The following is a 12,134-nucleotide window of genomic DNA, read 5'->3' on the forward strand; positions in this document are numbered from 1 at the left end:
CTTCTGTTTTCAAAGTGCTTTGCATCTCGCAGAAACGCTTGTCTCTTCTCAATGCTGACGCAGAAGGAGGGATTTGAACCCTCGCGCCGCTACTAACGGCCTACTCCCTTTCCAGGGGAGCCCCTTCAGCCACTTGGGTACTTCTGCAGTTAGCTGATTTCTATGTTATTAGCGGCTAAAACCTGCCAACGGAGAGGGTGGGATTCGAACCCACGCGCCCTTGCGGACAAACGGTTTTCAAGACCGCCTCGTTATGACCACTTCGATACCTCTCCAAACGCGCTTTTACATTTTAATAGAAGTTTGTGTTTTTGTCAAGCACTTTTTTCTATTTTTTCAAATCTCTTGGAGCTTTTTTCTCTCAATTACCGTCTTCATCAGCGGCAACTTCGATAGTTTATCATTGTTTGTATCATCTGTCAACATATTTTTACATAATTTTCAAATAATTTTAAACCCCTCTACAAATACTCTAAAAGACGTTGCTTTGCCCGCTCAGCAGTGCTAAAGTTTTCTTCTATTCCCGTTATATAGTACAGCGCATCCTGCCATACTTTTACTGAATAATCCATTGCCGGAATATCAGAAACAACGAAACGGAACCGTGCTTTGGCTGTGCTTCCCCGCAGATCAGATAAATACATGCAGCCTAATTCTGACGCAATCCGTTCCAGCAGGCCTTCCCTGGTGCCTGTATCCGTCTCATTCCTGCTTTTTCCAGTTTCCATCTATTGTACCTTCTTTCCTACTTTTCATCTGATGAAACAGCTGATACTATCTAATAGCCACGCAATCCTTATAACGGATTTCTTAGCCTGATCATACATTGAATACTTTATATAAATAATAATATTGTAATGAATGCAACATGTCAAGTGATGGAATGCATTATTTACTACACATATTCCATTTAATGCAATACTATGGAATCAGGAGGAGTTACCCATGTATATAGACTTCAATTTTTCCAAACGCCTCTCAGAGCTCAGGGCTCAAAAGGGTGTATCTGCACGTGATATGAGTCTTTCTCTCGGTCAGAATCCCACATATATTCATAAAATAGAGAATGGACGGGCGCTTCCGTCCATGATGGGCTTTTTCTATATATGTGAGTATCTGGATATTGAACCAGCCGAATTTTTTTCCCGTGACATAACCAGTCCTGCCAAAGTCAAAGAACTTATGGAGGACGCACAGCATTTAAATCGAGAGCAGCTTGAACACCTTCATCTGATTGTCAGGGATCTGTTAAAAACAGGTGGAAAAAAATAAAAAGGAAGCTGCTCCTACAGCATTCCTTTTATTTTTTCCCATATATTCTGTTAAGAAATACACTGGCAATCTCTAAGTCCTCTGGTGTAGTTACTTTTATATTGGTATAGTCACCCTGTATTAACTTCACCTTTTCTTTCGTCATGGTTTCTACCACCATGGCATCGTCCGTAACCCCTTTTTGGAAAGATTCTGATTCCATCAGTCTGTTATAGGCCCTTAAGACCAGATCGTACCGGAATGCCTGAGGTGTCTGGATCTGCCAAAGGCTTGTCCGGTCCGGAGTCAGGGCCGCATATCCGTTTTCATCGGATATCTTAATGGTATCTTTAACCGGCATTCCCACCACACACGCCCCGTATGTGATCGCTGCAGTTCTTGACGCATCAATGATTTCCTTGGTGACACAGGGTCTTGCCCCGTCATGGATAAGAACGTAGGCACAGTCCTTTACTGCCTTCAGCCCGGCATAAACGGAATGATATCTCTCACTCCCGCCTTCTGTCACGGCAGATATTTTGGAAAATCCATAACGGTCCACGATTTCATTCTGGCAAAATGGTACCTCACCCGGACCTGTGACCAGAACAATCTCATCTACGGAACTCTCTTCAAAGGCTCTCAGCGTATGATAAAGAAGAGGCTTTCCGCACAGCTCCATATACTGTTTGTGGATTGTACTGCCCATACGGGAGCCTTTTCCTGCTGCCAGCACTACTGCTGCTGTTCGTTCCATAGGCCCGTTACCTTTCTCCCAGTTTTAAATTGGGAACTGCATTTAAATCCAAGCCGGCCCTGGCTCCGTTAATAAATTCATAATAGGCCGCGGTTCCGATCATGGCAGCATTATCAGTACAGTAAATGGGCGACGGATAGTAAAAAGCAATTCCATTTTTTTCGCAGGCTTCTTTCATGCCTTTCCGAAGAGCGGAATTAGAAGCAACTCCACCCGCTATCGCCACTTTTTTAAATCCATATTCCTTTGCAGCCTCTACTGTATGGGAAACCAGAACATCAACCACTGCATTCTGGAACGATGCCAGAAGATCCGGTATATTCATTTCCTCTCCCATCATATTGGCGTGATTGATGTGATTTAAAACTGCAGACTTCAGCCCGCTAAAGCTAAAATCGTAAACATTTCCATCTACTCTGGCTCTGGGGAATTTAATCGCCTGAGGATTTCCCTCTTTTGCTGCCTTATCAATCTTTGGTCCCCCTGGATACCCCAGCCCCACTGCCCTTGCTACCTTGTCAAATGCTTCGCCTGCTGCATCATCTCTGGTTCTTCCAAGTATCTCAAATTCTCCGTAATCCCGTACGATCACAAGATGGGTGTGGCCTCCTGAAACAATCAGGCACATAAAAGGCGGTTCCAAATCGGGATGCTCAATAAAATTAGCGGATACATGACCTTCTATATGATGGACACCTACCAGTGGCTTATCTGCTGCATAAGCCATCGCCTTTGCTTCTGCCACTCCTACCAGCAGTGCTCCCACCAGCCCCGGACCGTAAGTAACCCCGATGGCATCCATATTCTCAAGGGTAAGTCCTGACTCCAGAAGCGCTGATTCTATGACCTGGTTGATCTTTTCGATGTGCTTTCTGGAAGCAATCTCAGGAACCACACCCCCATATAACGTATGAAGATCAATCTGGGAGGAAATGACATTGGACAGAATCTCTCTTCCGTTCTTTACCACCGCTGCTGCCGTCTCGTCACAGGAACTTTCAATTGCAAGTATATAGACATCTTCTTCTGTATGATTCTTCTTCATCGCCATTCCCTCATTCCTCATCAAATTCCAGTTCCAGCGTCCAGGCATCTCTCGCGGCTTTTGCCCTTGGGAAGATCTCACGGACTTTATCCATAAAATCCTCCGGTCTGGTTAAAGAGGGACTGTAATGGGTCAGCCACATCTGTCTGGGCTGAGCTTCTTTTGCCAGTCTGGCAGCCTCGTAAAATGTCATATGGCGGTATTCCCTTGCCTTTGCCTCTTTCCCCTCTTCTCCGTACATGCCTTCGCAGATGAAAAGATCTGCATCCTTTGCATATTCTGCAATGACGGGGACGGGTCTGGTATCTGTGCAGTAGGTCACCTTAAGCCCGCGCCTGTCCGGTCCTAAAACCAGATCAGGGGTCAGAATTGTACCATCATAATCAATGGTCTCTCCCTTCTGAAGACGACTCCAGAACTTTTGAGGAATCCCTGCTTCTTTGGCTCGGTCCACATCAAATCTTCCGGTCCTTGGAATGGAAATGGAATAACCATAGCAGACAACGTTATGATTGACACGGTATGCATCAATTACGTAAGGTGCCATGGTTATCTGCTCCCTGTTTTCAGAGAGTTCGATAAATTTAAGTTCAAAAGGCAGCTCCGGCGCAATGGTACGAAGTGCTCCCACCACACGCTCAAGCCCTTTTGGACCAATCAGCGTTAAGGGTTCTGTCCGTTCTGCATTCCCCATTGTCAGAAGAAGTCCCGGAAGACCGCTGATGTGATCCGCATGATAATGGGTAAAACAGATAATATCAATGGGTTTTGGGCTCCAGCCCTTTTCTTTTAAAGCAATCTGGGTTCCTTCCCCGCAGTCAATCAAAAGATTGCTGCCGTCACACCGCGCCATCATGGCCGTCAGCCAGCGGTATGGCAGAGGCATCATGCCCCCGGTACCCAGCAAACATATATCCAACATAGAATTTCCTCGCTTTGTCTAGGTCAATGAGCAGCACAAAAAAACTGCCTCATAAAATCATAACACAAAGCAGAGGGAATTAGCAACTATAAATATTCCAGCTGTTCCTCTACCTCCACCGGTATCTTAAACTCAGATATCAATTGATCATAGCAGTTTTCACACAAATCAAAATGATGGATCTCCCCATCTTTCTCTGAAAAGAAGTCCCACGCATGGTTGATACTGATAACCCCTTCCCTGGCAATCCCTTCTGACACGATAATTTTTTTGCCGCAGCAGTTGCAAACAACTGTTTCTAGCTGACCGCCGTTTTTGTACTTTCTCATCTTACTCTCACCTTTCCTTTTACCGCCCATGCTTTTCTTTCCGGGCATAATGGTATGCCTGCAAGGCGTTCCTTTTTCGCATTTTCCAGAGAAATCCCTTAATTCCCCTCCCTGCACACCGGGATAGAAAAAAGGGCATCCTTACTGGATACCCCTACATTATAAACGGTGTTATGCCTTATTTTTAGTGGTAAATGTTTCAAATATCGCGGCAAACCATAAGGACTGCATTTTCACATGGATTGAGGTAGTAATGCTTTCTGACCCCTTCCTCTGTAAATCCATAGGATTTATAAAGGTTTCTCGCCCGGTCATTGCTTTCCCGGACCTCTAAAAATATGGATTTCACCCCGTTTTTTCTGGAATAAAAAACCATCTGGTCCATAAGTTTCTTGGAAAGGCCCCTCCCCCTGTATTCTGGGCGGACTGCAATGCGAAGCAGCTCACATTCATCTGCAACTATCCGGAAAACACAGTATCCGGCTGGTCCTTCTTCCCAAAGCACAAGCCAGGTATCAAGACTGCTTTTTAAACCGTTTTCAATCATCTCATAAGACCAGGGATCAGAAAAGCACTGCTTTTCTATTTCCAGAACACCGGATATATCCGCCGGCGTCATTACATGAACCATCTTATTCTCCTTTTAATGCCTCTTCTCTCTCACGCTCTGCCTGAGGCTTGCGCAGATAATCGGGAGCATGCTCCGCTGCAGTGACCGTCTTCCCCTGTAAAAAGAGACGGGCTCCATAAGCGGCTACTGCACCTGCCCGCTGTCTGTTTAAATGAGCCGGTGCAAATTCAAACGGAACCCTCATGAATTCTTCTATACTTTCTTTGTAAGCTGGAACTCCGTCTCCTGAGAAAATCACAGGCTCTCCCATGGAATTCAGTTCTTCAATTAAATCCCTTATGTCCATAGCGCAGGACTCCTTCCTAACTAAAAAGCCCTTGCGGTTATCATAAATACCGGTATAGACCTGATTCCTTCTTGCATCCATAATCGGGCATATAATAGAAGAACTGCCGTAGAACTGATAAGCCATGGCATCTATCGTAGGTACAGAAATAAGTGGTTTTTTAAGCGCCAGACCCAGACCTTTTCCTGTGGCAGAACCAATACGAAGTCCGGTAAAAGAACCGGGTCCTGCAGAAACCGCTATGGCATCTACCTGATCCAGGCTTACCCCGGTCATGGTTACAATCTCGTCAAGCATGGGAAGCAGTGTCTGGGAATGAGTCTTTTTAAAATTTACCGTGTACTCCGCAGTCAGTATGTCATCCGAAAAAAGGGCAACGGATGCAACAAGAGAGGAGCTCTCAATTCCTAATATGTTCATTTACATTCCCTCCACGGTGATTTTTCTATAGTCAAATCCTTTATTTAAATCTTTTTCAATTGTTACTGTGATGACCCGTTCAGGAAGAATCTCACTGATCAGTCCGGACCATTCAATCAGGGTAACACCTTCCCCGTAAAAGCAGTCTTCATAACCGATTTCGTCCATTTCGCTCACATCGCCAATGCGGTATACATCAAAATGGTAAAAAGGCAGACGCCCGTCGTCATATTGTTTCACTATGGTAAATGTTGGGCTGTCCACCGGTTCAGTAATACCAAGACCGGCGGCAAACCCCTGGGTAAATACGGTTTTTCCTACTCCAAGATCTCCATTTAAGCAAAATATGGAGGAAGGATGCGCTTCCTCTCCCAGTTTTTTTCCAAGCTCAAAGGTTTCTTCTGGTTTCCAGCTTTCTATAACCATGACTTATATCCTCTTTCGCCTCTCAGGAGGCAGATTTTCTTTCATGAATGCCGTTAATTCCGCGGCCTTTTCGCCTGCGACAGAATCCGGAAGCAAATAGGCATGAATCCGGTCCATATAGATAATCAGCAGTTTTCCGACTCTCTTCACCATGATCACATCTTCCCACAGTAATTCCAGCTTCTCCTGCCCCTGGGTTACCACAATCCCTTCCGCTGAGAAGGAAAGAGTCATACCATCGCGGATCACAGATCGTTTTGCCTGCCTTGCTGCCTTCATATAGAGAACAAAAGGCTGCCATACTGTAAACATCAGAGCACAGACTATAATAAGAATCCGGTAGGAAAGAGTTGCTGTTGACCAGGTTGCAACCAGCACGTAAAGAGCTGCAGCACTGAAAAGGAAGCTGAAAACCCCCTGGAATCCCCGGTATGAATGATACATGGAAAATTTCCAGAGATCTTTTGCTGTAAGTTTCACATCTAACACAAGCGGATTAATTTGTTCCACATTTTCCTCCTTTTGTACAGCGGTAAGCTGTATCTTTTAGAATTTCATGGTAAGAGCAATCCTCTTTTTGGGAACATCTACGCTTATTACCTTTACTTCCACGATATCTCCTACACTGACAGCTTCTAGCGGGTGTTTGATGAATTTGTCTGATATCTGGGAAATGTGAACCAGTCCGTCCTGGTGAACGCCGATATCCACAAAAGCGCCGAAGTCGATTACATTTCTCACCGTCCCCTTTAAAACCATTCCTGGCTGTAAATCCTTCATCTCCATAACATCGGTACGTAAAATTGGTTTGGGCATCTCATCGCGGGGATCTCTGGCCGGTTTTTCCAGTTCCTTTACAATATCCCGAAGGGTGATCTCACCAATCTCCAGTTCCTCGGCCAGTTCTTTATAGTTATGAATCTTCTTACTGATTCCGTTTAATCCTCCGTTCATCAGTTCTTTGGCCTCATATCCCAGTTTCTTCAGCAGTTTTTTCGCAGCATCATAGGATTCCGGATGTACGCTGGTAACGTCGAGAGGGTTCTTTCCTCCCTGAATTCTCATGAATCCGGCACATTGTTCAAACGCCTTTGGCCCCAGTTTTGCAACTTTTAACAACTGGCTCCTGCTTTCAAACGCTCCGTTCTCCTCCCGGTAAACCACAATATTCTTCGCAATGGGTTTTGAGATACCTGATATATATTCCAGAAGAGAGGCAGATGCCGTGTTTAAATCCACGCCTACTTTATTCACGCAGTCTTCCACAACGCCCTGCAATGCCTCACTTAAATGCTTCTGGTTCATATCATGCTGGTACTGGCCGACACCAATGGACTTGGGATCAATCTTTACCAGTTCTGCCAGCGGGTCCTGCAGCCTTCTGGCAATGGATGCTGCACTTCTCTGGCCCACATCAAAATTAGGAAATTCTTCTGTTGCCAGCTTGCTGGCGGAATAAACAGAAGCTCCGGCTTCGTTGACAATGATATACTGAACCGGCTCCGGAATCTCCTTTAACAGTTCCACAATGATGGCTTCCGATTCTCTTGAGGCAGTTCCGTTTCCAACGGAAATCAGGGAGATACCATATTTTTTAATCAGCTTCTTTAAAACTGTCTTGGCTTCCTCCACTTTGTTCTGAGGGGCAGTGGGATAAATTACAACCGTATCCAGCACTTTTCCTGTCTCATCAACCACAGCCAGTTTACATCCGGTACGAAAGGCCGGATCCCAGCCGAGAACCACTCGTCCTACGATGGGAGGCTGCATAAGAAGCTGCTCTAAATTCTTACCGAATACACGAATTGCTCCGTTCTCCGCTGTTTCCGTTAAATCGCTTCTGACCTCCCGCTCAATTGCCGGTGCAATTAGACGGTCATAGCTGTCCTTTATCACTTCCCTTAATACAGGAGAGGTAACAGGGTTGTCCCGGATTATCACCTGTTTTTCCAAATATCTGAGAATCACTTCTTCCGGAGCCAGAACCTTTACAGTCAGAACTTTTTCCTTTTCGCCTCTGTTAATGGCAAGAATCCGGTGACCTGCCGTCTTCTTTAAAGGTTCCTCATAATTGTAGTACATCTCATAAACAGATTCTGCTTCCTCATCCTTTGCAGCCGACGAAAGGCTTCCCTGGTTCATGGTTGCATTCCTGATGTATGTGCGGTATTCCGCATGATCGGAAATCCGCTCTGCCAGAATGTCCTTTGCTCCATCAATCGCCTCCTGGGCAGAAGCAACTCCTTTTTCCTCTGAAATGTAGTCAGATGCAGCTTCCAGAAGGGGAGTTTTAATCATCTGAAGTATGATCAGATCCGCAAGGGGCTCTAATCCCTTTTCTTTGGCAATGGTGGCCCTTGTCCGTCTTTTTTGCTTATAGGGACGGTATAAGTCCTCCACTGCAACCAGGGTCTGGGCTTCCAGAATCTTTTTTTCCAGTTCCGGTGTCAGCTTCTCCTGTTCTCTGATGGATGAAAGGACCTGTTCTTTGCGCTCCTCCAAGTTTCTTAAATAACGAAGCCTTTCATCCAGGTTACGCAGAACCTCATCATTTAAAGAACCGGTTGCTTCTTTCCGGTATCTCGCGATAAAAGGGATGGTATTTCCCTCATCAATGAGTCTGACTGTTTCTTCCACCTGGTTTCTGGAAATGGAAAGTTCTTCCTGCAAAATCTTTATTATATCCATGCTGTACCTCTTATTTTTCATAGTTGGTTCAATTCAACTATTATAATTCATCATTCCCCGTTATGCAATACCCGTCTGGACACAGCGGTCTTTTCGTGCTACAATCATACAATACAGATTCAGATCAGGAAAATCCTGGATGCTGTCTGTACTATTCACAAACGAGGTAAACACCAATGGGAGAAAATTATAACAGCAATAACGGAATGCTTCCGCAGACTCCGAATACAGGTTCGTTTTTTGCATTCTGGTCTGTCCTTTTCGGCGGTCTGGGACTGCTTACAGACTGTCTTCCCTTATTCAGCATCTGGAATCTGCCGGCAGGTCTTATTTTTGGTCTGACAGGCATCGCTCTTGCCGTTTTATCAAAGAAAGGAAAGCCCTTCAGCCATCAGGCTCAGCTGGGACTGATTCTTTCCATAATTTCTGCTGTCTGCGGACTTTTACTGGCATTGTTTATTATATTTGTCTATGATGTCATGGATACCAATACCCCTCTTGGGCTGTATTTCAGACAGGTATTTGAAGCAACCACCCAGGCACTGATGCCGACGGGCGGTGCCGGCAAATAATCAGTTCAAAGGCGGCAGTAAGTCTATACCTTTTACCACCAGCATATAATTCTTGAAAATCCAGTTTATAACCACGATTCCTGCTCCAATAAGAACAAGTATCCGTTCCCGCTTTCTATGATCGAACGGATGCTTTCTTTTTTTTGACAGGAATCTGATGCCCATATCTATCAAAAGAGCAAAAACAGTATAAAGGACCAGCGGATGATATTGAACACTCATCCGCAGGTCCCCCTGTAACAAAGTCCGGACTGCCCTTGTTCCCCCGCATCCGGGGCAATACAGCCCGGTAAGGGAATGAAAGATACAGACGGATCCTATTTTCCATATTTTTTCTAACCAGATCATTGGTTCCACCTTAATTTAATCTGCAAGATCAAAGGCATCATGGACGGTTCTCATGGCACGGTTTACGTCCTCTTCGTGGATCAGGACTGTGATCCTTATTTCAGATGTTGCAATCATCTTGATGTTAATATCGGCGTTATAAAGTGCTTCAAACATCTTTGCTGCAACTCCCGGATTACTGGTCATTCCCGCACCGATGATGGAAAGCTTTGCCACATCTTCCTCGCTGGTTACATTCTGGGCTGTAATCCCGTCTCTGTGCTCATTTAACAGCTCCATGGTTTCTTTTAAATCCTGCTTCGCCACCGTAAAGGAGATATCTTTTCTTTCTTCTCTGCCAATGGACTGGATAATAATATCAACATTAATATTGTGTTTTGCCAGAAGATTAAAGATTTTAAATGCTACTCCGGGCTCATTCTTAACCCCGATCACTGAAATACGGGCTACATTTTTATCCGCGGCAACTCCGCTCACCAGCATTCTTTCCAATTTTGTTTCCTCCTTGACGATGGTACCTTCTTCTCTGTTCAGACTTGACCGCACAACCAGCTGTACTCCATAGCGCTTTGCCATCTCTACCGAACGGTTATGAAGTACTTTGGCTCCCAGAGAAGCAAATTCAAGCATCTCATCGTAGGAAACCTCCAAAAGCTTTCTGGCATCCGGAACGATCCGGGGATCGGCCGTATAGACTCCATCCACATCGGTGTAAATCTCACATGCATCCGCATGGAGAGCGGCTGCGAGCGCCACTGCTGTGGTATCCGATCCTCCCCGTCCGAGAGTTGTCAAATCGTCATATTTATTAATGCCCTGAAAACCTGTGATAATAACGATTTTCTTCGCTTCCAGTTCATGCTGGATCCGCTCCGTATCAATTTTCTTTAATTTGGCCATCCCATAGGCTGAGGAGGTATGCATGGCGACCTGTGCCGCATTTAAAGATACAGACGGTACTCCCAGAACATTCATGGCCATGGACATCAGTGCCACGCTCACCTGCTCTCCGGTTGCCAGAAGCATATCCAGCTCTCTCTTTGGAGGATTTGGATTTATCTCATGGGCTTTGGCGATCAGACCGTCCGTTGTCTTTCCCATAGCGGATAAAACCACAACCACCTGATTGCCTTTTTCATAATCCTCAATGCAGCGTTTCGCTACGTTGAATATTCTTTCTTTGTCTGCGACGGAACTACCGCCAAATTTTTTAACAACTAACATTGATGCCTCCTGGCGAAAATTAAATTTCTGCGCGGATGCGCTGTCTGATTCCTGACAGCTTTTTCGCTCTTAAACTGTACTCCTCCTCAGTCATAACCTCTGTCATGACTGCGAATTCATCCATGTGGTCCAGTTCCGTTACCTCTACCTTTCCAAAAGCAGCCTCTGCTTCAGCAAGACGCTTTGCCGCAATTCCCTTAATTCTTACAAAATACCGGAAGGAAACGCTGTCCATGGAAGAGATCTTTAAGCTGTTTTCATCCCAGCCCATCTTCACATGATGACCAGGATTCTTAAGGGCTTCAATAATATCTGCCACAACAGCGCTGGCTGTAGGAAGCTTTCCGGCTCCGCTTCCGTAAAACATGGAAGTGCCCAGCATATTCCCCTTTACCAGAATGCCGTTGTATACATCGTTTACCGAATACAGCGGATGTTCCTTTCCAATCATGACCGGAGCTACAAAGGCATGAACTGTATTGTCACTGATTCTGCTGGATCCGAATAATTTGACAGAAGTTCCAAGAGCTTCCGCATAACGGAAATCCACATCCGTTATATTTGTTATCCCTTCTGTATAAATATGCTCGTAATTCACTTCGTGTCCCGCAGCCAGTGCTGTTAAAATGGCTATTTTCCTGCAGGTATCATGTCCTTCCACATCTGCCTCCGGATTACGCTCTGCATACCCCAGCTCCTGGGCTTTTCTAAGTGCCTCTTCAAAGGTTTCTCCGGCTTTGTCCATCTTGGTCAGTATGTAGTTGGTTGTACCATTTAAAATGCCTGTAATTTCTTCGATTTTTTCACCGGCAAGTGACGTATACAAAGGACGTATTATGGGAATACCGCCTCCCACACTTGCCTCAAAGAGAAAGTTAACCCGGTTTGCTTCTGCTATTTTTAAAAGCTCCGTTCCATAAGCTGCCACCAGAGCCTTGTTGGAAGTAGCTACATGCTTTCCTGCCTGAAGGCTTGCTTTCACAAAGGGATATGCCGGATTTAAGCCTCCCATGGTTTCGATTACCATGGATACCTCCGGATCCTTTTCAATAACGGAAAAATCATGAACAATTTTGTTTTCAATCGGTGTACCGGGGAATTCTCTTAAATCAAGAATATACTTTACATTCACCGTGTCACCGGTCTGTCTGGCAATGATTTCTTTGTTCTTTTCCAGAATTTCAACAACACCTGATCCGATGGTACCATAGCCCATAACTGCAACATTCATCATA

At 45.2% G+C, this 12,134-nt stretch carries 15 protein-coding genes and 2 tRNA genes; 2 read left to right on the forward strand and 15 right to left on the reverse strand.

The annotated features are described in order from the left end of the window. Positions 1-58: 58 nt before the first annotated feature. The 3 genes from DS742_RS06265 to DS742_RS06275 all read right to left on the reverse strand — a co-directional run bounded on the left by DS742_RS06265 (position 59) and on the right by DS742_RS06275 (position 728). Positions 59-147: transfer RNA gene (locus DS742_RS06265), tRNA-Ser, on the reverse strand. Positions 148-189: 42 nt separating this feature from the next. Further along, a tRNA-Ser gene (locus DS742_RS06270) sits at positions 190-275 on the reverse strand. 186 nt (positions 276-461) lie between these two features. Continuing rightward, positions 462-728, reverse strand: coding sequence for a hypothetical protein (locus tag DS742_RS06275; RefSeq protein WP_117416140.1), 267 nt, complete (start codon positions 726-728; stop codon positions 462-464). A 217-nt stretch (positions 729-945) separates the two neighbouring features. Between DS742_RS06275 and DS742_RS06280 the strand changes: the two genes are divergently transcribed. Next, entirely contained in the window at positions 946-1,272 is a 327-nt protein-coding gene (locus DS742_RS06280) for a helix-turn-helix domain-containing protein (RefSeq protein WP_117416141.1), read from the forward strand. Positions 1,273-1,300: 28 nt separating this feature from the next. Here DS742_RS06280 and ispD read toward each other — a convergent pair whose 3' ends face one another. The 9 genes from ispD to DS742_RS06325 all read right to left on the reverse strand — a co-directional run bounded on the left by ispD (position 1,301) and on the right by DS742_RS06325 (position 8,755). Further along, a complete protein-coding gene (ispD, locus tag DS742_RS06285; RefSeq protein ID WP_117416142.1) occupies positions 1,301-2,008 on the reverse strand; it encodes a 2-C-methyl-D-erythritol 4-phosphate cytidylyltransferase in 708 nt (235 codons plus the stop codon). Between the two features lie 7 nt (positions 2,009-2,015). After that, the gene (tsaD, locus tag DS742_RS06290; RefSeq protein WP_117416143.1) at positions 2,016-3,053 is read right to left on the reverse strand and encodes a tRNA (adenosine(37)-N6)-threonylcarbamoyltransferase complex transferase subunit TsaD; all 1,038 of its coding nucleotides are present in this window, start codon (positions 3,051-3,053) and stop codon (positions 2,016-2,018) included. A 10-nt stretch (positions 3,054-3,063) separates the two neighbouring features. Next, on the reverse strand, positions 3,064-3,975 hold the full coding sequence (locus DS742_RS06295; protein ID WP_117416144.1) for a ribonuclease Z: 912 nt from the start codon (positions 3,973-3,975) through the stop codon (positions 3,064-3,066). A gap of 86 nt (positions 3,976-4,061) precedes the next feature. Further along, positions 4,062-4,304, reverse strand: coding sequence for a hypothetical protein (locus DS742_RS06300; RefSeq protein WP_117416189.1), 243 nt, complete (start codon positions 4,302-4,304; stop codon positions 4,062-4,064). A 199-nt stretch (positions 4,305-4,503) separates the two neighbouring features. Continuing rightward, positions 4,504-4,935 (reverse strand): ribosomal protein S18-alanine N-acetyltransferase, encoded by a 432-nt coding sequence (gene rimI / locus DS742_RS06305; protein WP_117416145.1) that lies wholly within the window; start codon positions 4,933-4,935, stop codon positions 4,504-4,506. Position 4,936: 1 nt separating this feature from the next. Then, entirely contained in the window at positions 4,937-5,641 is a 705-nt protein-coding gene (gene tsaB, locus DS742_RS06310) for a tRNA (adenosine(37)-N6)-threonylcarbamoyltransferase complex dimerization subunit type 1 TsaB (RefSeq protein WP_117416146.1), read from the reverse strand. After that, positions 5,642-6,067: a tRNA (adenosine(37)-N6)-threonylcarbamoyltransferase complex ATPase subunit type 1 TsaE gene (gene tsaE / locus DS742_RS06315; RefSeq protein WP_117416147.1), complete on the reverse strand. Its 426-nt coding sequence runs from the start codon at positions 6,065-6,067 to the stop codon at positions 5,642-5,644. Positions 6,068-6,070: 3 nt separating this feature from the next. Next, positions 6,071-6,577, reverse strand: a complete 507-nt coding sequence (locus DS742_RS06320; RefSeq protein ID WP_117416148.1) for a YcxB family protein — start codon at positions 6,575-6,577, stop codon at positions 6,071-6,073. Between the two features lie 36 nt (positions 6,578-6,613). Next, complete coding sequence (locus tag DS742_RS06325; protein ID WP_117416149.1) at positions 6,614-8,755, reverse strand: Tex family protein; 2,142 nt, start codon at positions 8,753-8,755, stop codon at positions 6,614-6,616. Between the two features lie 176 nt (positions 8,756-8,931). Between DS742_RS06325 and DS742_RS06330 the strand changes: the two genes are divergently transcribed. Next, entirely contained in the window at positions 8,932-9,327 is a 396-nt protein-coding gene (locus DS742_RS06330) for a sodium:solute symporter (protein WP_117416150.1), read from the forward strand. Here the strand turns inward: DS742_RS06330 and DS742_RS06335 are convergent, their stop codons facing one another. The 3 genes from DS742_RS06335 to DS742_RS06345 are packed head-to-tail and all read right to left on the reverse strand — an operon-like array spanning position 9,328 to position 12,133. Then, positions 9,328-9,675, reverse strand: a complete 348-nt coding sequence (locus tag DS742_RS06335) for a DUF2752 domain-containing protein (RefSeq protein ID WP_117416151.1) — start codon at positions 9,673-9,675, stop codon at positions 9,328-9,330. Positions 9,676-9,690: 15 nt separating this feature from the next. After that, a complete protein-coding gene (locus DS742_RS06340) occupies positions 9,691-10,899 on the reverse strand; it encodes an aspartate kinase (protein WP_117416152.1) in 1,209 nt (402 codons plus the stop codon). A 19-nt stretch (positions 10,900-10,918) separates the two neighbouring features. Next, positions 10,919-12,133: a homoserine dehydrogenase gene (locus tag DS742_RS06345; protein WP_117416153.1), complete on the reverse strand. Its 1,215-nt coding sequence runs from the start codon at positions 12,131-12,133 to the stop codon at positions 10,919-10,921. Position 12,134 lies beyond the last annotated feature (1 nt).

The organism is Lacrimispora amygdalina, from assembly GCF_003432035.1.
GTDB classification, from domain to species: Bacteria; Bacillota; Clostridia; order Lachnospirales; family Lachnospiraceae; genus Lacrimispora; species Lacrimispora amygdalina.